General features: G+C 72.3%; 20 protein-coding genes. 8 read left to right on the top strand and 12 right to left on the bottom strand.

All coding sequences use genetic code 11. From position 1 onward, the window contains the following. Positions 1–28 precede the first annotated feature (28 nt). The 10 genes from AB0G32_RS10520 to AB0G32_RS10475 all read right to left on the bottom strand — a co-directional run bounded on the left by AB0G32_RS10520 (position 29) and on the right by AB0G32_RS10475 (position 11,110). Positions 29–820 carry a rhamnogalacturonan acetylesterase gene (locus AB0G32_RS10520; protein WP_361161115.1) on the bottom strand — a complete coding sequence of 264 codons (792 nt, stop codon included), beginning with the start codon at positions 818–820 and terminating at the stop codon, positions 29–31. 138 nt (positions 821–958) lie between these two features. Next, on the bottom strand, positions 959–2,311 hold the full coding sequence (locus AB0G32_RS10515; protein WP_361161112.1) for a sugar ABC transporter substrate-binding protein: 1,353 nt from the start codon (positions 2,309–2,311) through the stop codon (positions 959–961). A gap of 85 nt (positions 2,312–2,396) precedes the next feature. After that, positions 2,397–3,905, bottom strand: coding sequence for a family 43 glycosylhydrolase (locus AB0G32_RS10510; RefSeq protein ID WP_361161109.1), 1,509 nt, complete (start codon positions 3,903–3,905; stop codon positions 2,397–2,399). Next, complete coding sequence (locus AB0G32_RS10505; protein WP_361161107.1) at positions 3,902–4,747, bottom strand: PmoA family protein; 846 nt, start codon at positions 4,745–4,747, stop codon at positions 3,902–3,904. Before AB0G32_RS10505 ends, AB0G32_RS10510 begins: the two co-directional genes overlap by 4 nt. Continuing rightward, entirely contained in the window at positions 4,744–5,904 is a 1,161-nt protein-coding gene (locus tag AB0G32_RS10500; RefSeq protein WP_361161104.1) for a Gfo/Idh/MocA family oxidoreductase, read from the bottom strand. Before AB0G32_RS10500 ends, AB0G32_RS10505 begins: the two co-directional genes overlap by 4 nt. Next, the gene (locus AB0G32_RS10495; protein WP_361161101.1) at positions 5,901–6,800 is read right to left on the bottom strand and encodes a carbohydrate ABC transporter permease; all 900 of its coding nucleotides are present in this window, start codon (positions 6,798–6,800) and stop codon (positions 5,901–5,903) included. The genes AB0G32_RS10500 and AB0G32_RS10495 overlap by 4 nt, the downstream gene beginning before the upstream one ends. After that, the gene (locus tag AB0G32_RS10490; RefSeq protein ID WP_361161098.1) at positions 6,797–7,732 is read right to left on the bottom strand and encodes a sugar ABC transporter permease; all 936 of its coding nucleotides are present in this window, start codon (positions 7,730–7,732) and stop codon (positions 6,797–6,799) included. The genes AB0G32_RS10495 and AB0G32_RS10490 overlap by 4 nt, the downstream gene beginning before the upstream one ends. 95 nt (positions 7,733–7,827) lie before the next feature. Beyond that, a complete protein-coding gene (araD, locus tag AB0G32_RS10485; protein ID WP_361161095.1) occupies positions 7,828–9,558 on the bottom strand; it encodes an L-arabinonate dehydratase in 1,731 nt (576 codons plus the stop codon). After that, positions 9,546–10,457 carry a dihydrodipicolinate synthase family protein gene (locus tag AB0G32_RS10480; protein ID WP_361161092.1) on the bottom strand — a complete coding sequence of 304 codons (912 nt, stop codon included), beginning with the start codon at positions 10,455–10,457 and terminating at the stop codon, positions 9,546–9,548. The genes araD and AB0G32_RS10480 overlap by 13 nt, the downstream gene beginning before the upstream one ends. Continuing rightward, positions 10,454–11,110, bottom strand: a complete 657-nt coding sequence (locus AB0G32_RS10475; protein ID WP_361161089.1) for a GntR family transcriptional regulator — start codon at positions 11,108–11,110, stop codon at positions 10,454–10,456. The genes AB0G32_RS10480 and AB0G32_RS10475 overlap by 4 nt, the downstream gene beginning before the upstream one ends. A gap of 180 nt (positions 11,111–11,290) precedes the next feature. Here AB0G32_RS10475 and AB0G32_RS10470 point away from each other — a divergent pair, with 180 nt between their 5' ends. Then, a complete protein-coding gene (locus tag AB0G32_RS10470) occupies positions 11,291–12,478 on the top strand; it encodes an MFS transporter (protein ID WP_361161086.1) in 1,188 nt (395 codons plus the stop codon). Positions 12,479–12,872: 394 nt separating this feature from the next. Here AB0G32_RS10470 and AB0G32_RS10465 read toward each other — a convergent pair whose 3' ends face one another. Continuing rightward, positions 12,873–14,039, bottom strand: a complete 1,167-nt coding sequence (locus AB0G32_RS10465) for a hypothetical protein (protein ID WP_361161083.1) — start codon at positions 14,037–14,039, stop codon at positions 12,873–12,875. Further along, a complete protein-coding gene (locus AB0G32_RS10460) occupies positions 14,036–14,977 on the bottom strand; it encodes a 5-dehydro-4-deoxyglucarate dehydratase (protein ID WP_361161081.1) in 942 nt (313 codons plus the stop codon). The genes AB0G32_RS10465 and AB0G32_RS10460 overlap by 4 nt, the downstream gene beginning before the upstream one ends. A gap of 186 nt (positions 14,978–15,163) precedes the next feature. Here AB0G32_RS10460 and AB0G32_RS10455 point away from each other — a divergent pair, with 186 nt between their 5' ends. The 7 genes from AB0G32_RS10455 to AB0G32_RS10425 all read left to right on the top strand — a co-directional run bounded on the left by AB0G32_RS10455 (position 15,164) and on the right by AB0G32_RS10425 (position 22,672). Then, a complete protein-coding gene (locus AB0G32_RS10455) occupies positions 15,164–15,973 on the top strand; it encodes an NAD(P)-dependent oxidoreductase (protein ID WP_361161078.1) in 810 nt (269 codons plus the stop codon). Positions 15,974–16,258: 285 nt separating this feature from the next. Next, positions 16,259–17,029 (top strand): DeoR/GlpR family DNA-binding transcription regulator, encoded by a 771-nt coding sequence (locus tag AB0G32_RS10450; RefSeq protein ID WP_361161075.1) that lies wholly within the window; start codon positions 16,259–16,261, stop codon positions 17,027–17,029. Between the two features lie 79 nt (positions 17,030–17,108). Next, positions 17,109–18,479: a sugar ABC transporter substrate-binding protein gene (locus AB0G32_RS10445; RefSeq protein WP_361161072.1), complete on the top strand. Its 1,371-nt coding sequence runs from the start codon at positions 17,109–17,111 to the stop codon at positions 18,477–18,479. Continuing rightward, positions 18,476–19,417 (top strand): sugar ABC transporter permease, encoded by a 942-nt coding sequence (locus AB0G32_RS10440; protein ID WP_361161069.1) that lies wholly within the window; start codon positions 18,476–18,478, stop codon positions 19,415–19,417. Before AB0G32_RS10445 ends, AB0G32_RS10440 begins: the two co-directional genes overlap by 4 nt. After that, positions 19,414–20,265, top strand: a complete 852-nt coding sequence (locus AB0G32_RS10435; RefSeq protein WP_361161066.1) for a carbohydrate ABC transporter permease — start codon at positions 19,414–19,416, stop codon at positions 20,263–20,265. The genes AB0G32_RS10440 and AB0G32_RS10435 overlap by 4 nt, the downstream gene beginning before the upstream one ends. Further along, positions 20,262–21,251 carry a zinc-dependent alcohol dehydrogenase family protein gene (locus AB0G32_RS10430; protein WP_361161063.1) on the top strand — a complete coding sequence of 330 codons (990 nt, stop codon included), beginning with the start codon at positions 20,262–20,264 and terminating at the stop codon, positions 21,249–21,251. Before AB0G32_RS10435 ends, AB0G32_RS10430 begins: the two co-directional genes overlap by 4 nt. Before the next feature lie 209 nt (positions 21,252–21,460). After that, positions 21,461–22,672 carry a TerD family protein gene (locus AB0G32_RS10425; RefSeq protein ID WP_361161158.1) on the top strand — a complete coding sequence of 404 codons (1,212 nt, stop codon included), beginning with the start codon at positions 21,461–21,463 and terminating at the stop codon, positions 22,670–22,672. The last annotated feature ends 5 nt before the right edge of the window (positions 22,673–22,677 follow it).

Raw genomic sequence — 22,677 nt, 5'->3', positions numbered from 1 at the left:
GGGATACGTCGGTGGGGATACGTCGGTGTCAGGCGGTGGGCCAGCTGATCCAGGACACGGGGATCTCCGCGTCCAGCCGGCGCGCGTCACGGTGTCCCAGCACCCGGGTGCGCAGCAGCTCGCGCACCACGAGCCGGGCCACCTCGACGGCGCCGGGCGGGTTGAAGTGGGTGTTGTCCTGTTCGGTGGCGGTCCAGTTGAAGTACGTCTTGGTCCCCTCCACCCCGAGCCGCTGCCACAGCGCCAGCGACAGCGCCTGGACGTCCAGCAGCGCGACGCCCTCCTCGGCGGCGAGCGCCCGCATCGCCGCCGGGTACTCCCCGTGGCTCGGCTGCGCGGTCCCCGCCGCGTCGAACCGGCGCCGCTCGACGGGGGTGACGAGCACCGGCCGCGCCCCGCGCTCCCGGGCCCCGTCGACGTACTTCCGCAGGTACTCCTGGTACGTGGTCCAGGGCTCGGTGTAGCGGACCGGGTCCTCGCTCTTCTCGTCGTTGTGCGCGAACTGGATCAGGAGGAGGTCACCGGGCCGGATCTCCGCCAGGATCACCTCCAGCCGCCCTTCGTCGGCGAAGCTCTTGGAACTCCGCCCGTTGACGGCGTGGTTGGCGACGCGGAGATCCTCGCGGAGGAAGAAGGGGGCCGCCATTCCCCACCCGGTCTCGGGCGCGGCGTCGGCATATTTCTGGGCGGCGGTGGAGTCACCGGCGATGTAAAGGGTGCGATGACGCCGCCCGCCGGCTTGCGCGGTCCCGGTGGCGGCGAGCGCCAGAGGGACGGAAGCGATGGCGGCCACGGTGACTTGCCTTCGGCTGACTGACATTCCGGCGAACCTTTCAGCAGGGGCAGGGATGATTTCCCAGGGGCGCGGGGCTGTATCTGTATGCGGCTCCGCCGCGTGGGCGCGACCGGCCCGGGACGGCCCGCAGCCTGCGAACCACAAGCCGCCCCACGGCGGATGTCAGCCCTTCTGCTCATTCCACTCGGCCTGCGCCTCGTTCAGCTGATCGGCCATCGTGTCCAGGAAGTCCTTCGCGCTCATCTTCCCGAGCAGCACCTTCTGGAAGTTCGGCTCGTTGTCCGCCTTGGAGACCGTGTTCCAGTCCGGCAGATAGTAGGGAAGCTGGACGATGGTCGTGGAACCGTCCGTCAACGCCTCCGCCGCCAGCTTCGTCGGCTCCGCCTTTGACACCCAGGCGTCCTTGGCCGCGTCGTTGTTGGCCGGCACCTGCCCCGCCGACTCGTTGAACTTCGAGTTCTCCTCGTGCGAGACGGCGAACTCGATGAACTTCCAGGCCGCTTCCTTGTTCTTGGAGCTCTTGAACACGCCCAGCCCGTCCACCGGGTTGGACACCTGCACCCGCTTGCCGCCGGGACCCACCGGCTGCGGGATGCCACGGAACCGGTCCTCGCTGAACGCCTTCACATGGTCCTGGTAGGAGCCCAGGTTGTGGTTGAGCATCCCGATCGTGCCCGAGTCCCACTGGGCGACCATCTTGGTGAAGTCGTTGTTGAGGTCGGCGGCCGGCGTGACCTTCTTGAAGAGTTCGGCGTACTTCTCCAGCGCCTCGACGTTCTTCGGGTCGTTGACGGTGGTCTTCTCCCCGGCGGAGTCCCAGAACGAGGTGATCCCGGACTGCCCGTACATCGCGTCCAGGGCCTGCGCGATGGAACCGGCGCCGCCGCGGATGGTGTACCCGAACTCGTTGTCGCCGGAGTCGGTGAGCTTCTCGGCGGCCTCGAAGAAGGCGTCCCAGGTGGACGGCTCCTTCAGACCCGCCTTGTCGAACAGGTCGGTGCGGTAGTAGAGGACACCGTTGTTGGCGGAGGTCGGCACCGAGTACAGCGTGCCGTCGCCGCCGCCGGCCGCCTTCAGCGACTCGACCATGTCCTTGTTGAGCTTGCCGTTCAGCGCCGACCCGGCGAGCCGGTCGTCCAGCGGGTCCAGCGCGTTCTGCGCGGCGAACCCGGCCAGCATGGCCGCGCCCACCCCGCCGACGTCCGGCAGCCCGCCGCCCTGGATGGCGGTGTCGACCTTCGACTGGTACTCGGTGGAGGCGATCCCGACGTACTCGACGTCGATGTCCGGGTTGGCCTTCTCGAAGTCGGCGATGATCTCCTTCCAGATGTCGGTGCGGACACCGCCGTTGTTGTCCCAGAAGGTGATCTTCCCCTTGCCGCTGCCCTCGCCGCCGCCGCCCGACCCGCTGCCGTCGTCCCCGCAGGCGGTGACGGTCAGCGCGAGTACGGCCCCCAGGGCGATGACGGCCGGCGTGCGGCGCCGGCCGGTGCTGGTGCGCATGCTGATCTTCATGAGTCGGCTCTCTTCTCTGGATCAAACACTGGATCGAGCGGTGCGATGAAGGTGCTGAACACGTGGGGGGGTGGGGGGTGGGTGGCTACCCGGCGGTGACGCGGAACCGGGTGAAGCCGGCCGTGCCCGGCTCGCCCCCGCCGGGCGGCGCGAGCGCGAACAGGCCGAGCAGGGCGCCGACCCAACGCCAGGGCGTGGCGGCGAAGACCGGCCCCGAGGGGCGCAGGCCGTCGCCGGTGTCGGAGGCGAACCGGCAGCGAGCGCCTGGGCCGATGTCGATCCGCAGCCGGGCCCGGCCGTCCGGGGCGAGCCGGGCGTCGGCGGCGTCCCGTTCCGCCTCCGCCACGCTCTCCCCGAACCGGTGCACCAGCCGCACCGCCCCGTCCGCGCCCCGCTGGAGCCCGATCCAGCAGAACGCGTCCCCGAGGACGACCAGGCCGGCCCGCGCGCCCGGCTCCGTACTGTCGAGGCGCAGGTCGGCCTCGACCGCGCACGGGGTGCCGGGCAGCCGCTGGGTGAGGACGTTCGGCAGCTTGCGCGGGTCGTGCGCGTCGGCCGAGCGGACGCAGGTGAGCCGCAGCCCGTCCCCGACGTGCGGGACGGTCCAGCCGTCCTCGGGGTTGGCCGTCCAGGACCACTGAAGGCCGTATCGCCCGCCGGGGAAGTCGTCGGCGGCGGCGGGCGTCGTCGGCGGCGCGGGCGGCAGGGCGGGGCGGCGGTGTTCGGTGACGGGCGCGCCGTCGTTCCCCAGCACCGGCCAGCCGTCGGCCGCCCAGCGCATCGGCTGGAGGTGCACCACCCTGCCGTACGCCCCGCGCTGCTGGAAGTGCAGGAACCAGTCCTCGCCGGCCGCCGTGCGCACCCAGCCGCCCTGGTGCGGGCCGTTGACGTCGGTGTCCTTCTGCTCCAGGACGACCCGTTGCTCGTACGGCCCGAAGAAGTGGCGGGAGCGGAAGGCGCCCTGCCAGCCGGTCTCCACTCCCCCGGCCGGGGCGAGGATCCAGAACCAGCCCTCGTGCCGGTAGAGCTTGGGGCCCTCCAGGGTGAACCAGCCGGGGATGCGGTCGGCGTCGACGATCACCTCGCCCTCGTCGAGCAGTCCGGTGCCGTCGGGGCGCATGCGGTGGCCGGTGAGGCGGTTCTTGACGCCGGAGCGGGACTTGGCCCAGGCGTGCACGAGGTACGCCTCGCCGCTCTCGTCGTCCCACAGGGGGCAGGGGTCGATCAGGCCCTTGCCCTTCTTGACCAGGTGCGGCCGGGTCCACGGGCCGTCCGCCGCGGGGGCGTTGACCTGGAAGACGCCCTGGTCCGGGTCGCCCCAGAAGATCCAGAAGCGGTCGTCGTGGTGGCGCAGGGACGGCGCCCAGACCCCGCAGTCGTGCCGGGGGACGGCGAACCGCTCGGCCGGCTCCAGGCGGTCGAGGGCATGGCCCACCAGCGTCCAGTCGACCAGGTTCCGGGAGTGCAGCAGCGGCAGCCCGGGGGCGCGGCCGAAGCTGGAGGCGGTCAGGTAGAAGTCGTCGCCGACGCGGACCACGTCCGGGTCGGACCAGTCGGCGTTCAGCACCGGGTTGCGGTACGTGCCGCTGCTCACTGGCTCACCGCCTTGCGGACCAGCGCGGCGGCGCCGTCCGCGTCCAGCCGCCCGTCGGCGACCACGGTGACGATCCGGCGGACGGCCGTGTCGCCCGGGGCCACCGCCAGCCGGCTGTCGTGGGCCAGCGAGGAGCCGACGCCCGGATACTCCGCGGTGCGCACGAACCAGGGGTCCTCGCGGGTGCGGTCGGTGGCCCCGGCGAAGACCAGCGACCAGTCGGCGCCGACCAGGGCGAGCCAGTCGGCGCGGCGGCCGTGCGCGGCGCTCTCGCCCTCGGCGTCCGGGGTAAGGACGTCCGGGGCGGTGTCCTCCTTGCGGGCCCGCCAGAAGAAGCCGCCGTAGGCCGCGCCGGGGCGGCCGTTGGTGGCGGGGCTGCCGATGGTGAGCGGGCCGGCGGTGACGTTGGTCAGCGAGAAGGTGAAGTCCAGCGCCCAGGCCCGGTCGGTGAGCGCGGTGGCCGCCACCGTACGCCGCTCGCGCAGCAGTTCGACGCCGGCGGCGACCCAGCGCAGTTCCTCCACGAACCCGTCGGAGTCGCGCAGCGGGAAGGCGGTGTGCCGCTGGGTGCCGTGGTTGTCCAGCTCGGTCGGGCCCCGGTCGCGGACGTAGGTGCGGCCGCCCCAGAAGTTGTGCCCCTCGACGTCGGGAACGGCGACACCGACGCCGAGGTGGTGGGTATGGTCGGCGGGCGCGAACTCGGTGACCGCCGTACCGGTCAGGGTGGCGACCGGGTGCAGGTAGGGGCGGGGCGAGCAGCGGGCGGGCAGCTCGGGCCGGGTGACGTAGCGGGCCACCGGGCGGCCGGCGACGCGCAGGACCTGGGTGTCGGTGCCGGTCATCGGTGGCTCACCTCCTCGGCGGCCCAGGGGGCGCCCAGCTCGGAGTAGAGGGAGAGGGTGCCGGCGGCGGACTCGACCAGGGCGTCGACGCCGGGCACCGTCCGGCGGCCCTCGGCGGCGATCCGCTGCCAGGCCGTCTCGGGCAGCGGCCTGGGGTCCGGGGCCCGGCGGATCGCCTCCACGACCCGCATGAAGGCGCCGGTCGCGTCGGGCTCGACCAGCAGGCCGGTGCCGTGCGCCAGGTGGTCGAGGAGGTTCTCCAGCAGGTCGGTGCGGTCGTGCTCGTACTCCTCGGGTCCGTGGCCGGCCCGCTGCACCAGGACCCGGTCCTGCTTGTACCAGAAGGTGATCCGGCCCCGGGTGCCGTGCACCAGGACGTAGGGTTCGGCGGCCCGTTCGGCGCACAGGGTGGCGGCGACGGTGATCCGCAGGCCGGTGGTGGCGGTGACCCGGACGCAGGAGGTGTCGTCGGCCTCGATGTCGTTGGCGCGGTGCAGTTCGGTCTCCACGGCGGCGACGTCCTGGTCCCGGGTGGCGCCGCCGAGCACGAGGGCGGTGGCGACGGCGTGCGCGAGGGGGTTGGTGAGCGCCCCGTCGACCACGTCGGTGCCGTCGGCCAGGCGGCGCCGCCCGGCCCAGGGCGAGCGGCGGAAGTACGCCTCGTCGCGCACCCAGGCACCGGCGCCGCCGATGCCGGTGACCTCACCGATGGCGCCCTCGGCGACCAGTTCCCGGATCGCGGGCACGGCGCCCGAGCCCAGCGACTGGAAGCCGATCTGGCAGGCCACGCCCGCCGCGGCGACCCCGTCGGCCATCCGCCGGAACTCGGCGAACGACGGGGCCGGCGGCTTCTCCAGGAGCAGGTGCACGCCCCGTCGGGCGGCGGTCAGCGCGAGGTCGGTGTGGGTCGGGATCGGTGTGCAGACCACGGCGGCCCGCGCGCCGGTACGGTCCAGCAGGTCCCCGAAGTCGGCGGACTGGACGGGCGGTTCGGCGCCGTACTCCTCCTCGGTGAGCGGGGTCAGCTCGCACAGGCCGGCCACCCGGAGCCGGCCCGCCCGCTCCAGGCGGCGCAGGTTGGCCAGGTGCCAGCGGCCGTGCCCGCGGGCACCGGCGAGGACGACGGGTACCGGGACGACGGGTATGGGCGCGCTCACCCCTTCACCGCCCCCGCGCTGAAGCCGGTGATCAGCCACTTCTGGATGAAGGCGAAGACGAGCACGACCGGGACGGCCGCGATGATGCCGCCGGCCGCCAGGGCGCCGAGGTCGACGCTGTCCGCGCTCATCAGGGTGTTGAGGCCGACCGGGATGGTCTGCTTGCCCTGGTCGTTGAGGAACATCAGGGCGAACAGGAAGTGGTTCCAGGAGTGCACGAAGGCGAACGAGCCGACCGCGATGATGCCGGGGCGCAGCAGCGGCAGGACGACGATCCGGAAGGCCCGCATCCGCCCGCAGCCGTCGACCCAGGCGGCCTCCTCCAGGGAGTACGGCACGTTCTTGATGAAGTTGCTGATCAGGATCATCGACAGCGGGAGCTGGAAGACGGTCTCGGCGATGATGACGCTGCCGAGGGAGTTGATCATCTTCAGCTCGGCGAAGATCTCGAACAGCGGGACCAGGAGCAGCGCGCCCGGCACGAACTGGGAGCAGAGCAGCGCCAGCATGAACACCCGTTTGACCTTGAAGTCGAAGCGGGCCAGGGCGTAGCCGCCGGCCAGGGCGACGAGCGTGGTCATCACCAGGGTGGCGACGCCGACCAGGACGCTGTTGCCGAAGTAGGTGCCGAAGCTGCGCTCGGTCCAGACCTTCTCGAAGTGCTCGAAGGTGATCGGCCAGGGCACCAGCGAGGTGGAGCCGGCCGGGCGCAGGGAGAAGAGCAGGATCCAGTAGAAGGGGATGAGGGTGAAGACGAGGTAGATGCCGAGCGGGAGGTAGATCTGCCAGCGCGGGATCTCGTCCCAGGCGGGGCGGTGCTTCCGGACCGGGCGCGGCGGGGCGGGGGCGGCCCGCTCGGCGGCGGGGGCGGCCGCGGTGGCCTCCTTGGTGATCACTTGTTGTCGCCTCCGAACTTGCTCAGCCGCAGATAGACCATGGAGCAGAAGAGCAGGATCACGAACGCGACCGTGGTCAGGGCGGACGCGTAGCCGAAGTCATGGGCGTCGACCGAGGTGTTGGCGATGTAGAGCGGCAGGGTGGTGGTCTCGCCGGCCGGTCCGCCGCCGGTCAGGGTGTAGAGCAGGTCGACGTTGTTGAACTCCCACACCGCGCGCAGCAGCGTGGAGAGGATGATCGCGTCCTTCAGGTGCGGCAGGGTGATGTGCCAGAACTGCTTGATCCGGCTGGCCCCGTCGACCTCGGCGGCCTCGTACAGGTCCTTCGAGACGGACTGGAGGTCGGCGAGGATGAGGATCGCGAAGAAGGGCACGCCCCGCCACAGGTCGGCGACGATCGCCGCCGGGAAGACGGTCGAGGTGTCCGACAGCCAGCTGGTGCCGTAGGAGCCGACGCCCAGGTCGGCGAGGTAACGGGTGATGCCGGTCTGGGAGTTGTAGAGCAGCACCCAGATGGCGGAGGTCAGCACGCCGGAGACGGCCCACGGCGAGAAGACCAGGGCGCGGCCCAGGCCCCGGCCGACGAAGGTCCGGTTGACGATCAGGGCGAGCGCGAGTCCGAAGAGCAGTTGCAGGCCGACCTCGACGAAGACCCACTTGGCGCTGAAGACGAGGGTGTCCCAGAAGGCCGGGTCGTCGGTGAAGATCGTGACGAAGTTGTCGAAGCCCGCGTAGCCGTTCCGCCACGGCTTGGTCGGGTTGTACTCCTGGAGGCTGTAGTAGAAGACGCTGATGACCGGGTAGGCGATGAAGCCCAGCATCAGCAGGCCCGCCGGGGCGATCAGCAGGTACGGCAGCCTGCGCGGTGTGGCGGAGGCACGGCGCCGCCTCGGTGGCGCGGGCGGTTTCGCCACGGCTGCGGCTTGGGCCATGACTGTTCTCCGTTCTGGTACGTGTGCGTGGTCCCTACAGGAAGCGCTTTCTGCATGAACAGGGGTGTGCGTCGGCCTTTCCGCCGACCGGGGGGTCAGCCCGCGTACGGGTCCTGCACCTTGCCCGGACGGGCCAGGAACTCGAAGTCGCAGCCGGTGTCGGCCTGGGTGATCTGTTCGTTGTAGAGCGCGCCGTAGCCGCGCTCGTAGCGGGCCGGGGGCGGCGTCCAGTCCGCCCGCCGGCGCGCCAGCTCCGCGTCGTCGACGTTCAGCCGGAGGCGCCGGGCCGCGACGTCGAGGGTGATGCTGTCGCCGGTGCGGACCAGCGCGAGCGGGCCGCCGACGTGCGACTCGGGCGCGACGTGCAGCACGCAGGCGCCGTAACTGGTGCCGCTCATCCGGGCGTCGGAGATCCGCACCATGTCCCGCACGCCCTGCTTGAGCAGGTGGTCGGGGATCGGCAGCATGCCGTACTCGGGCATCCCCGGGCCGCCCTTGGGACCGGCGCCCCGCAGCACCAGCACACTGTCGGCGGTGATCCCCAGCGCCGGGTCGTTGATGGTGCGCTGCATGGTCCGGTAGTCGTCGAAGACGACGGCGGTGCCGGTGTGCCTGAGCAGGTGCGGTTCGGCGGCGATGTGCTTGATGACGGCGCCGTCCGGGCAGAGGTTGCCGCGCAGCACCGCGACCCCGCCCTCGCTCGCGACCGGGTTGTCGCGGGGCCGGATGACGTCGTCGTTGTGCACCCGGGCGCCGGCGAGCTGCTCGCGCAGCGTGTCGTGGGAGACCGTGGGGCGGTCCAGGTGGAGCAGGTCGGGGATGCGGGAGAGGAAGCCGGGCAGGCCGCCGGCGAAGTGGAAGTCCTCCATCAGGTACGTCTGTCCGCCGGGGCGGACGTTGGCCAGCACCGGGACGGTGCGGGCGACGCGGTCGAAGTCGTCGAGGGTGAGGGTGACCCCCGCCCGGCCGGCCATCGCGATCAGGTGGATCACCGCGTTGGTGGAGCCGCCGAGGCCGAGCACGGTGGTGACGGCGTCCTCGAAGGCGTCCGCGGTGAGGATGTCGCTGAGCCTGCGGTCCTTGTGCACCAGTTCGACGATGCGCAGCCCGGCCGCGGCGGCCATCCGGTCGTGCCCGGAGTCGACGGCCGGGATGCTGGAGGCACCCGGCACGGTGACACCGAGCGCCTCGGCGGCGGCGGTCAGCGTGGAGGCGGTGCCCATCGTCATGCAGTGGCCCGGCGAGCGGGCCAGGCCGCTCTCCAGTTCCTGCATCTCGCAGTCGCCGATCAGGCCGGCCCGCTTGTCGTCCCAGTACTTCCACATGTCGGTGCCGCTGCCGAGGGTCTCGCCCCGCCAGTGCCCGGGGAGCATCGGCCCGGCCGGTACGAACACGGCCGGCAGGTCGACGGAGGCGGCGCCCATCAGCAGCGCGGGCGTCGACTTGTCGCAGCCGCCCATCAGCACGGCCCCGTCCACCGGGTAGGACCGCAGCAGTTCCTCGGTCTCCATCGCGAGCAGGTTGCGGTAGAGCATCGGGGTCGGCTTCTGGAAGGTCTCGCTGAGCGTGGCGACCGGGAATTCGAGCGGGAAGCCGCCCGCCTGCCACACGCCCCGCTTCACCGCCTGCGCGCGGTCGCGCAGGTGCACGTGGCAGGGGTTGATGTCGGACCAGGTGTTGAGGACGGCGATGACCGGCTTGCCGAGGTGCTCCTCGGGCAGATAGCCGAGCTGGCGGGTACGGGCCCGGTGGCTGAAGGTGCGCAGGCCCTCGGTGCCGTACCACTGGTGGCTTCTGAGCTGCTCCGGGGTCTTCATATCGACCATCCGGCGGCGATCTCGGCGACCTCGGCGCGTTCGTCGTCGGGCAGCGGGCGGCTCGGCGGGCGGACCTCGCGGCGGCACAGGCCGAGCGAGGCGAGGGCCTCCTTGACCACGGTGACGTTGTTGGCGGAGCCGTTGGCGGCGCGCAGCTCCTCGAAGCGGCGGATCTGCTCCCAGACCTTCATGGCGGCCGCGTAGTCGCCGGCCCGGAGCGCCTCGATCATGTTGAGGGAGACCGCCGGGGCGACGTTGACCAGTCCGGAGGTGAAGCCGGTGGCGCCGGCCGAGAAGTAGGAGGGGGCGTACGGCTCGGCCAGCCCCGCCACCCACACGAACCGCTCAAGACCCGCGTCCCGGGCGAAGGCGGCGAACTTGGCCGCGTCCGGCACCGCGTACTTCACACCGACCACGTTGGGGCAGCTGTCGGCCAGCTCGGCCAGCCGCGCCCCGGCCAGCTGCGGGTTGCGGACGTAGGGGACGACGCCCAGCTCGGGGACGGCCTCGGCGACCGCGCGGTGGTAGTCGACCCAGCCGGCCTGGGAGACGTAGGGGTGGACGGGCTGGTGCACCATCACCATCGTGGCGCCCAGGTCGCGGGCGTGCCGGGCGGAGGCGACGGCGGTCGGCACGTCGTGGCCGACGCCGACCAGGACGTCGGCCCGGCCGCCGGACTCCTCGACGGTCAGCTCGGTGACCTGGCGGCGCTCGGCGGGGGTGAGGGCGTAGAACTCGCCGGTGTTGCCGTTCGGGGTGAGAGTGGTGATGCCGGCGTCCAGCAGGCGACGCAGCAGGGCCCGGTACGTGGCGGGGTCGACGGAGCCGTCCGCGGCGAACGGGGTCACCGGGATCGCGACCACGTCGGCCAGGGCCGCCCGCTGGGTCTCGAACGTCTCGCTGCTCATTGCTGGCCTTCCTGGTTGGCGGCGTCGGGGAACGCCCGCTCGACGAAGGACGCGATGTGCGCGTGCAGGGCGCGGGCGGCACCGTCCGCGTCGCCGTCCAGGGCGAGCCGCAGGATCCGCTGGTGCTCGCCGGCCTCCCGCTCCCAGGACGGGTCGGCGGCCCAGGCGACGGCGGAGACCAGAGCCGCCTGGTCGCGGACCTCGTCGAGCATCCGGCCGAGCAGCGGATTGCCGCAGGGCAGGTACAGGGCGCGGTGGAACTCCCGGTTGGCCAGCGACCGTTCGGCGGTGTCGGTGGCCCGTTCGGCGCGGGTCAGCGCGTCCCGGGCGGCGTCCAGGGAGGCACCGCGGCGCACGGCGCGCCTGAGTGCCTCCGGCTCCAGGAGCAGCCGCACGTCGTAGACCTCGCGTGCCATGTCCGCGTCCACCATGCGCACCGTGACGCCCTTGTACTGGCTGTTCACGACCAGTCCGGTGCCGGCCAGGGTCTTGAGCGCCTCGCGCACCGGGGTCTTGGACACCCCGAACTGTGCGGCGAGTTCGGTCTCCACCAGGGCCTGACCCGGCGTCAGCCGCCCGGTGAGGATGCGGCGTTTGATCTCCTGGAGCACGTACTGCGTGCGGGAGGGGATCGGCGTGGGCACAGAGGTCATGTGCGCCTCTCGGATCTCGCGTATCGCGTCTCATATATGACGTACGAAGTACGACGCGTTGAAGCTAGGAGGGGCGTGCTGCCCCGTCAATGCTTCTGACAGAGGAAGTTGGGCGGGTGCCTCGGCATCGGGCGGATGCCCGATGCCGAGGCACCCGCCTTAGTCCCACGATGACCAGGCATGACTTCGATATCGACGGCGGCCGTACTGCGGAACCGGAACGCGGCCTGCTGTCTGGCCGCGGCGGTGGTGTCCGGGTTCGGCAGCTCGGCGCTGTGGCTGGCGGCCGGGGTGTGGGTGAAGGACCTGACCGGGTCGGACGGGCTGGCCGCGCTGTGCCTGCTCGCCCTGTGGGCACCCACCCTGGCCGGTCCGGCACTGGGCGCGCTCGCCGACCGGGTCCGCCGCAAGCCGCTCCTGATCGCCGCCAGCCTGCTGCCGGCCGCCGCGCTGCCCGCCCTGTTCGCGGTGGACTCGCCGGGGCGGCTCTGGCTGCTGTTCGCGGTGCTGTTCCTGTACGGCGCGGCGGGCGTGGTGCAGGACGCGGCCGAGTCGGCGCTGGTCGCCACCGCGCTGGACGAGCGGCTGCTCGGCGACCTGGGCGGGCTGCGGACCACTGTCAACGAGGGCATGAAGCTGGTCGCCCCGCCGGCCGGCGCGGGCCTGTACGCGGCGTACGGCGGCCCGGCCGTGGCGGCGCTGGACGCGGTGACGTTCGTGCTGGCCACGGGGTTGTACGCGGCACTGCGGGTGCGCGAGCCGGCGCCGCAGCGGCCCGCGGAGAGCTGGCGGCACCGGACGGCCGAGGGCACCCGCTACCTCTGGGCACACCCCCGGTTGCGCCCCCTGGTCCTCGCGGGCGGCCTGACGATGCTGTGCGCGGGTGTCGGCGGCCCCACCGTCTACGCCGTCGCGGACGCCGTCGGCCGCTCCCCCGCGTACGCCGGGGTGCTGTACGCGGTGCAGGGCGCCGGGTCGGTGGCGGTGGGGCTGCTGGCCGGTCCGGCGCTGCGCCGGCTGGGCGGGCCGCGCTTCGCGGCGTACGGGATCGCCCTGTACGCGGTGGCGATGGCGGTGCGGGCGGTGCCCTCGGTGCCGGTCGCGCTGGTCACCAGTGCGGCGATCGGCGCGGGGCTGCCGGCGGTGCTGATCGCCGCGCTGACCGCCGTGCAGCGGGAGACGCCGGGGCCCCTGCTCGGCCGGGTCACGGCGACGGCGGGTTCGCTGGTCTTCGCGCCGAACGTACTCGGCCTGGCGGCGGGCGCGGCGCTGATCGAGCCGGTCGGCGTACGGGTGCTGCTGCCGGCGCTGGGGGTGCTGCTGCTGGCGACGGCGGGGATCACCCGGCGGGCGGGCGGCCCCGCGTGAAAGCTCCGGCACCGGCCGCCCGGCACCACGCGACGCCGGCCCCGCACGAGCCCTCGTACCGCCCGCCGGGCACTGGCCCCGCATACCCCCTCGTACCGCCCATCCGACACCGGCCCCGCAGGACCCCCGTGCCACCCATCCGACACCGGCCCGCAAGCCCCCCCCGTGCCACCCATCCGACACCGGCACCGCATTTCCCCGCGCCGCCCTCCCGACACCGGCACCGCAGGACCCCCGGTGCCGCCCTCCCAGCACCAGCCCCGCAGGACCCCCGGTGCCGCCCTCCCAGCACCAGCCCCGCACGAAACCCCGACGCCGACCCCGCGTGAAGCCCCTGCGCCGCCCGCCGGGCACCGGGCACCGGGCACCGGACACCACCCCCGCCCGAACCCCCTTACCGCGCGGCCAGCGCCCCCCGTACCGCCGTCAGGTCCGCGTCCGAGGCCAGCCCCGCGTGATACAGCCGCAGTTCCGTCGCCCCCAGTTCGCGGGCCCGGGCCGCGTCGGCGGCCAGCGTCGTGGCGCTGCCGCCCATGCCACCGACGACGGTGAGGTTGGCGGCCAGGACCGTGCCGTCGTGGGCCTGCTCGGCGAAGGGGGTGAGCAGGTCCGGGCCGCCCGTGCAGGGCACCACCACGCCGTCCGCGACGGACAGGATGTGCGCGGGGTCGACGCCCGCGTTGGCGCCGCAGTGGTAGGAGACCGGGTCGGCGTGCAGCAGCACCTGGAAGCCGGCGGGGGCGGCGGCCCGGACCGCCGCGACGGCCGCCTCCTGGAGCGAACGGGCGGTGGCGTGACGCCACGCGCGCGTGCCGTGCGCCCGGGTCGCACCGAGCAGTTTCGTCACCCCCGCCCAGCCGCCGTCGGAGGGCGCCGCCCCCCGCCACACCGGTTCCAGCGCCTCGCGCACGGCGGCGGCCAGCTCGTCGGGGTCCAGGCCCTGTCCGCCGTACCCGGCCCGGCAGTCCGGGCAGAAGCACAGCGACATCAGGTACTGCCCGGCGTCGCCCAGGCCGACGCCGCCGGTCTTGTCGTGGGCGTGCAGGTGGGCCAGCCCGTACCAGCCGAGGGACTCCAGTTCGGTGCCGCCCGCCCCCGGCCGGACCGCCGCCTCGGCGGCCAGGTCGACGAGGTACGCGCGCGTGCCGGGCCGCGCGACGCACGGCGCCCAGGGGTAGCGGTCGCCGTAGGCGTTGACGACGGAGGTGTCCGGATGCTCGGCGCCCAGCCGGGAGTTGTGGGCGAGGACCACCCAGGTGTGCACCTGGAGGCCCGCGGCCGCGAGCGCGGCGGCGGCCTCGCCGTAGGCGTCCCCGGGCGCCCAGTCGCCCGCCGGGTAGGGGCGCAGGTCGCGGCCGGTCCAGCGGTCGTCCGGCGGGTAGAGGACGGCGGCGTGCTCGGCGGTGACGACGCGGTGCCGGGGGTGCCGGGGGGTCAGCGCGCGGGTGGAGTGGTAGGCGGCGGCCAGCGTCACCTGTTCCACCCCGAGTTCCGCGACCGTGCGCGCCGCGTCCGGGTCGCCGTTGACGTCCCAGGGGTAGACGAACGCCGATGCCTTCACCGTGCCTCCTCCAGCAGCGCGTAGCCGCGCTCGATCACCTCGGCCAGTCGCTTGACGTGGTCGCCGGCCGGCTCGTGCAGCGGCGGCCGGACCTCGCCCACGTCGAGGCCGCCGAGCCGTACCCCGGCCTTCACCAGGGCGACGGCGTAGCCGCGGCCCTGGGCGCGCAGTTCGGTGAAGGGCCGGTAGAAGCCGTCCAGCAGCCGGTGCGCGGTGGCGTCGTCGCCGGTGCGCAGCGCCTCGTGGAAGGCGAGGGCGATCTCGGGGACGAAGCAGAAGACGGCGGAGGAGTAGAGCGTGACGCCGAGGCCGCGGTAGGCGAGCTGGGTCTGCTCGGCGGTCGGCAGTCCGTTGAAGTAGAGGAAGTCGCCGGGCGCCTCGGTGCGCACGGCGCTGACGATCCGCTGCATCAGGTCCAGGTCGCCGAGGCCGTCCTTGAGGCCGACGATCCCTTTGGTGCGGGCGAGTTCGACCACCGCGCGGGGGCTGAAGACGGCGTTGTCGCGCTGGTAGACGATGACCGGCAGGGCGGTCGCGGCGGCCACCTCCCGGTAGTGCCGCAGCAGCCCCTCCTGGCCGGCCAGCACCAGGTACGGCGGCATGGCGAGCAGTCCGTCGGCGCCGGCCTCCTCGGCGAGCCGGGCGTACCGGACGGCGAGCGCGGTGCCGTACCCGGCGCCCGCCACCACCGGCACCCGGCCCGCCGTCGCCTCCACGGCCGCCCGGACGCAGTCCTGGAACTCCTCGGGCGTGAGCGCGTGGAACTCCCCGGTGCCGCAGCACGCGAACACGGCGGCGGCGCCCGCCCGCACCCCTTGGCGCACATGGGCGCGGTAGACGTCGAGGTCGACCTCGCCGCCGGGGCCGTACGCCGTGACCGGGAAGAACAGCGGACCGCGCGGGGCGGTGAGGCGTGCGGCGAGCGGTGATGGCGTCACAGGCTCCCCCGTTTCCATATGTGTGATCTGCGTTTATATTTCTGAACGGAGTCACGCTAGGACGCCGCCGCGGACCGGTCAAGAACACGACACCTTGACGCGCGACGACGCCCGTCCCTAGCGTGTCCACGCTTGTGAATCCTGTACTCACCTATGTACCGCATGTGTACTCAAGGAGACCCGAGGATGCCCGCTCCCCGCACCGTTCTGCTCACCGGCGCCGCCGGCGGCCTCGGCACCCTGATGCGGGACCTGCTCCCCGCCCACGGCTACGACCTGCGCCTGTTCGACCTGAACGCCATCGAGGAAGCCCCCGACGCCATCGTCGCCGATCTCGCCGACCGGGACGCCGTGCGGGAGGCGGTCCGCGGTGTCGACGCGATCATCCACCTGGCGGGCATCTCCCTGGAAGCCCCGTTCGAGAAGATCCTCAAGGCGAACATCGAGGGCACCTACAACGTCTACGAGGCCGCCCGCGAGGAGGGCATCGGCCGGATCGTCTTCGCCTCCTCCAACCACGCGGTCGGCTGGACCCCGCGCCCGGCGCACGACGACCCGCTGATCCCGGTCGACACCCCGCGCCGCCCCGACACCTTCTACGGCCTGTCCAAGTCGTTCGGCGAGGACCTCGCCCAGTTCTACTGGGACAAGCACGGCATCGAGACCGTCTCGGTCCGCATCGGCTCCTGCTTCCCCGAGCCGACCAGCGTGCGGATGCTGTCGGTGTGGATGAGCCCCGCCGACGGCGCCCGGCTCTTCCACGCCGCCCTCACCGCCGAGCACGTCGGCCACACCGTCGTCTACGGCTCCTCCGCCAACACCCGGCTGTGGTGGGACCTGACCACCGCGCGGGCGCTCGGCTACCAGCCGCAGGACGACTCGGAGCCGTACGCGGCCGAACTCGTCGCCGAGCAGGGCGAACTGGACCCGGCCAACCCGGCGCACGCCCGCCTCGGCGGCCACTTCGTCACCGACCCGCCGATCTGGCCGTACTGACCGCCGGCGCACGGCCCGGCTGACCGAAACGGACTGCCGCACGGCAGGGGACGGGCACCGAACGGGCCCGTCCCTTGCCGCATTCGGGCATCCGCACTGCCCGACCAGACCCGCCGCCGCGCCCCAGCCCAGGTCCACGACGGCCGCCCGCGCGCCGGAACGGGCCCAAACGGGCAGTATCGGCTCCGCAACAGACCTGGTCAGCGCCGCGCACCGGCGGTAGAACTCTCCCCAAGGGCCCCACCGGGCCCGAACGGGCAACGGCGCGCGTGAGGCAGGTGTGGCATGGGCACGAGATCGGCGGAAGAGCGCCAGCGGGAGATCGTGCTGGCCGCCCGGGCCGCCGGCTCGGTCGACGTCACCGCGCTCGCGGCCGAACTCGGCGTGGCCAAGGAGACCGTACGCCGGGATCTGCGCGCCCTGGAGGACCACGGTCTGGTCCGCCGCACCCACGGCGGCGCCTACCCGGTGGAGAGCGCCGGGTTCGAGACCACCCTCGCGGTCCGCGCCACCAGCCACGTCCCCGAGAAGCGCCGGGTCGCCGCCGCGGCGGCCGAACTGCTCGGGGACGCCGAGACGGTCTTCGTCGACGAGGGCTTCACCCCCCAGCTCATCGCCGAGGCGCTGCCCACCGACCGGCCGCTGACCGTGGTCACCGCCTCCCTGCCGGTGGCCGGCGCGCTCGCCGGGCGCGGCGACACCTCGGTGCTGCTGCTCGGCGGCCGGGTCCGGCCGGGCACCCTGGCCACCGTCGACCACTGGACCACCAGGATGCTGGCCGGTTTCGTCCTCGACCTGGCGTTCATCGGCGCCAACGGCATCTCCCGCGAACACGGCCTGACCACGCCCGACCCGGCGGTCAGCGAGGTCAAGGCGCAGGCCGTGCGGGCCGCCCGGCGCACGGTGTTCGCCGGGGTGCACACCAAGTTCGGAGCGGTCAGCTTCTGCCGGTTCGCCGAGATCGGCGCCCTGGAGGCGATCGTCACCAGCACCCAGCTGCCCGCCTCCGAGGCCCACCGCTACTCACTCCTCGGCCCCCAGGTCATCCGCGTCTGACCCCGCCCCATGCCTCCCCCTCGTGGGGCGGGGTCACCTCCCATCGCCCGTTACCTCCCCATATGTTCAGGAGCGATCCATGCGAACCCAGAGCCGACACAGGCCGCGAGCGACGCTCGCCCTGGCCGCCGCAGGGACGCTGCTCGCCCCGCTGCTCTCCGGCTGCTGGGTCGGGGCGGGCGGGGCGGGCTCCGGCGGCAACGCCATCAACGTCCTGATGGTGAACAACCCCCAGATGGTCGAGCTCCAGAAGCTCACCGCCGACCACTTCACCAAGGAGACCGGCATCAAGGTGAACTTCACCGTGCTGCCGGAGAACGACGTCCGCGACAAGATCAGCCAGGACTTCGCCAACCAGGCCGGCCAGTACGACGTCGCCACCCTCTCCAACTACGAGATACCGATCTACGCCCAGAACGAGTGGCTGCACGAGATGGACTCGTACGCCGCCAAGGACACCGCCTACGACGAGCAGGACGTCCTCAAGCCGATGCGCGAGTCGCTGACCGGCGCGGACGGCAAGCTCTACGGCCAGCCCTTCTACGGCGAGTCCTCCTTCCTGATGTACCGCAAGGACATCTTCGCGAAGAAGGGCCTGACGATGCCCGCGCACCCCACCTGGCAGCAGGTGGCCGAGCTCGCCGCCGAGGCCGACGGCGCGGAACCCGGCATGAAGGGCATCTGCCTGCGCGGCCTGCCCGGCTGGGGCGAGGTGATGGCCCCGCTCACCACGGTCGTCAACACCTTCGGCGGCACCTGGTTCGACCAGGACTGGACGGCCCGGCTGAACTCCCCCGAGTTCGAGAAGGCGGTGAAGTTCTACGTCGACCTGGTGCGCGAGCACGGCGAGTCCGGCGCCCCGCAGGCCGGCTTCGCCGAGTGCCTGAACAACCTGACCCAGGGCAAGGTCGCCATGTGGTACGACGCCACCTCGGCCGCGGGTTCGCTGGAGGCCGACAACTCCCCGGTCAAGGGCAAGCTGGGCTACGCCCCCGCCCCGGTGGAGAAGACCGAGTCGTCCGGCTGGCTCTACACCTGGGCCTGGGGCATCCAGCAGGCGTCCCGCAACCCCGACAAGGCGTGGAAGTTCGTCTCCTGGGCCTCCAGCAAGGAGTACGAGCAACTGGTCGGCGACGAGATCGGCTGGTCCAACGTCCCGGCCGGCAAGCGCGCCTCCACCTACGAGAACCCGGCCTACCGCGCGGAGGCCGCCGCCTTCCAGGAGATGACCAAGGAGGCGATCGAGGGGGCCAAACCGAAGGACCCGGGGGTGCAGCCGCGCCCGGCACCCGGCATCCAGTTCGTCGGCATCCCGGAGTTCACCGACCTCGGCACCAAGGTCTCCCAGGAGATCAGCGCGGCCATCGCCGGACGCCAGTCCGTCGAAGCGGCCCTGAAGAAGTCGCAGGACCTCGCCGAAGAGATCTCCGAGGAGTACGAAGGACGATGACCGCCACGACAACGGCCCCCGTGGCCGCACCCGACGTCAGCACCCCACCGAAGCAGCCCTCCGCGCGGCTGCGCGCCTGGGCCACCCGGGCGCCGCTGCTGCCGGCCCTGATCTTCATGATCGCGGTCACCCAGCTGCCCTTCGTGGCGACCCTGGTGATCTCCTTCTTCGACTGGAACGCCCTCTACCCGGACGCCCGGCACTTCACCTGGTTCGCCAACTACGGCGACGTCCTGACCGACCCCGACCTGCGCAAGTCGGTGTGGACGACGATTGTGCTGACCGTCGCGGTGGTGCTGGCCAGCCTGGTCCTGGGCCTGGCGCTGGCGCTGTTGCTGGACCGGAGGTTCAAGGGGCGGGGCGTGGTCCGCACCCTGCTGATCGCCCCGTTCCTGGTGGTCCCGGTCGCGGCGGCGCTGCTCTGGAAGCACGTCCTGTACAACCCGGAGTACGGCCTGTTGAACGGGTTGCTGCACTACGTGGGCGGCCCCCAGCCCGACTGGATCTCCAACACCCCGCTGCTGGCGGTGGAACTGTCCCTGGTGTGGCAGTGGACGCCGTTCATGATGCTGATCCTGCTGGCCGGGCTGCAGAGCCGGGACCAGCAGCAGATCGAGGCGGCCCGGGTGGACGGGGCGAGCGACTGGCAGATCTTCGTCCACCTCACCCTGCCGCACCTGCGCCGCTACCTGGAACTCGGCGCCCTGCTCGGCTCGATCTACATCGTGCAGAACTTCGACGCGGTCTTCACGATCACCTCCGGCGGCCTGGGCACCGCCAACCTGCCGTACACCGTCTACCAGAGCTTCTACCAGGCGCACGAGAACGGCCTCGCCTCGGCGGCCGGCGTCCTGGTCGTCATCGGCTCGATCATCATCGCGACCTTCGCGCTGCGCGTGGTGTCGTCCCTGTTCCGCGAGGAGGTGGGCCGCGCATGAGCAGCACCGTGGCCGCAGCACGTAGCCGCCGTACCGGCGGTGCCGGCCTGGGCCTGCTGGCCTGGCTGCTCGGCATCGTCTTCTTCCTGCCCATCGCGTGGATGGCGCTGACCTCCTTCCACTCGGAGGAGGACGCCGCCACCAACCCGCCGTCCTTCGCGGCGTCGCTGACGCTGGACGGCTACCGCGAGTTCTTCGGCGCGGGCGGCGGCGCCAGCCCCTGGCCGGCGCTGGCCAACTCGGTGGTGGCGTCGGTGGCGTCGACCCTGTTCGTCCTGGTCCTCGCCCTGCCCGCCGCCTACGCGCTGTCCATCCGCCCGGTGAAGAAGTGGACCGACGTCCTGTTCTTCTTCCTGTCCACGAAGATGCTCCCGGTGGTGGCGGGCCTCCTTCCGATCTACCTGTTCGCCAAGAACACCGACATGCTGGACAACATCTGGCTGCTGGTCATCCTGTACACCTCGATGAACCTGCCGATCGCGGTGTGGATGATGCAGTCCTTCCTCGCCGAGGTGCCGGTCGCGATCATCGAGGCAGCCCGGGTGGACGGCGCGAAACTGCCCACCATCCTGACCCGGGTGGTCGCCCCCATCGCCCTCCCCGGCATCGCCGCGACCTCCCTGATCTGCTTCATCTTCAGCTGGAACGAACTGCTCTTCGCCCGGGTGCTGACGGGTGTGGTCGCCGAGACCGCCCCCGTCTTCCTGACCGGCTTCATCACCAGCCAGGGGCTGTTCCTGGCCAAGGTGTGCGCCGCGTCGCTCGTCATCTCCCTGCCGGTGCTCGCCGCGGGGTTCGCCGCCCAGGACAAACTGGTCCAGGGCCTGTCGTTGGGAGCCGTGAAATGAAGGCCGCCGTCATCGAGTCCGTGGGCCGGGCCGTCGTCGCCGAGATCCCGGACCCGACGCCAGGGCCGCGCGAGGTCGTCGTCCAGGTCGCCGCGTGCGGGCTGTGCGGCACCGACCTGCACATCCTGAAGGGCGAGTTCGCGCCCAAGCTGCCGATCACGCCGGGGCACGAGTTCGCCGGCGCGGTGGTCGGGGTGGGTACGCAGGTCACCGAGGTGTCGGTCGGCGACCAGGTGGCGGTGGACCCCTCCCTCTACTGCTACGAGTGCCGCTACTGCCGTACCGGCCACAACAACCTGTGCGAACGCTGGGCGGCCATCGGCGTGACGACGGCGGGCGGCGCGGCCCAGTACGCGGTGGCCCCGGTCGCCAACTGCGTGAAGCTCCCCGAGCACGTCCGCACCCAGGACGCGGCCCTCATCGAACCCCTCTCCTGCGCGGTCCGCGGCTACGACGTCCTCCAGTCCCGGCTCGGCGCGCACGTCCTGATCTACGGCTCCGGGACGATGGGCCTGATGATGCTGGAGCTGGCCAAGCGCACCGGCGCGGCCAGCGTCGACATGGTCGACCTCAACCCGGCCCGCCTGGAGACGGCCCGGGGGCTGGGCGTCTCGGCCACCGCGGCCACCCCCGACGAACTGGACCGCCCGCAGGGCTGGGACCTGGTCATCGACGCGACCGGCAACGCGGCGGCCATCCAGGACGGCCTGGACCGGGTGGCCAAGGCCGGCACCTTCCTCCAGTTCGGCGTGGCCGACTACGCGACGCGGGTCCAGATCGACCCGTACCGCATCTACAACCAGGAGATCACCATCACCGGCTCGATGGCGGTCCTGCACAGCTACGAACGCGCGGCGGAACTCTTCGCGAACGGCGTCCTCGACCCGGACGTCTTCATCAGCGACCGCATCCCGCTGGACCGGTATCCCGAGGCGCTGGAGCAGTTCGCGGCGGGGGTGGGCCGGAAGATCGTGGTGGTGCCGTAACCGATCTGCTGAACGCCGGACGCGCTGATGTCTTCCAGCCCGTCCGGCGTTTGAGGACGAGGCCGTCCAGACCGAAGCGGGGGTCTGGGGGCGCGGCCCCCAGGGATGGGACGGGTAGGGGCGGCGGGGGCGAAAACCCCTGGTCGGCCGAACAGCCGACGGTAAGGGAACGGTAAAACCCCCTCGCTCGTTCTCCCGGCATGACAGCTATGACCCCCGGCTCGAACATCCCTCTGTCCGCCGCCCGCGTGACGGTGGACGTCGCCGCGCCCGTGCGCCTCGACGTATCGGGCCTGCTGCTCACCGCCGACGGCAAGGTGCGCTCCGACGACGACTTCATCTTCTACAACCAGCCCGCCGGCCCGGGCGTGACCTACCGCTCCGGCGGCGGCACCGCCCCGGACGCGATCACGGTCGACACCTCCGCCCTCCCCCCGGGCATCGAGAAGATCGTCGTCACCGCGAGCCCGGACGCCGCGGGCCAGACCTTCCAGGGCATCGAGCCCACGGCCACCATCCGCGACGGGGACGACAACTCGGTGCTGGCCACCTTCACGCCCCCGCAGCTCGGCACCGAGACCGCCCTGGTGATCGTCGAGATCTACCTGCGCGGCGGCGTCTGGAAGGCCCGCGCGGTCGGCCAGGGCTACGCCAACGGCCTGGCCGGCATCGCCACCGACTTCGGCGTCTCGGTGGAGGAGCCGGCCGCCCCGGCCGCCACCCCGGCCGCCGCCCCGGCCCAGCCGGTCACGCCCCCGGCCCCCGCCGCCGTACAGCCCCCGCCCCCGCCGGTCACCGCACCCGCCGCACCCGCCGCCTCCGCGGCCCCCGCCCCCGGCGCCGGGAAGATCAACCTGGACAAGGGCCGGGTCAGCCTCCAGAAGAACCAGACCGTCTCCCTGGTCAAGGGCGGCCGCCCGGTCCTCTCCCAGGTCAAGATGGGTCTCGGCTGGGAGCCGGCGTTCCGCGGCAAGGACATCGACCTGGACGCCTCGGTCATCGCCTACGGCCCGCAGCGCAACCACATCGACAGCTGCTACTTCGGCAAGCTGTCCATCGTCGGCGGCGCCATCAAGCACTCCGGTGACAACCTCACCGGCGAGGGCGGCGGCGACGACGAGGTGATCGTCGTCGACCTCGGCCGGCTCCCGCAGGAGGTCACCGGCCTGGTCTTCACGGTCAACTCGTTCTCCGGGCAGAAGTTCACCGAGGTCGCCAAGGCGTACTGCCGCCTGCTGGACGCGGCGACCGGCGAGGAACTGGTCCGCTTCGACCTGACCTCCGCCGAGCCGCAGACCGGCGTGATGATGGCCAAGCTGATCCGGCAGTTCTCCGGCGAGTGGGACATGACGGCGATGGGCGAGTTCGTCAAGTCCCGCACGGTCCGCGGGATGGTGAAGCCGGCCGCCAAGTCGCTGTGACCGCG

The sequence above is a fragment of the Streptomyces sp. NPDC023723 genome (genome assembly GCF_040639815.1).
Lineage (GTDB): Bacteria > Actinomycetota > Actinomycetes > Streptomycetales > Streptomycetaceae > Streptomyces.
This window is presented reverse-complemented; position numbering and strand designations above follow the sequence as displayed.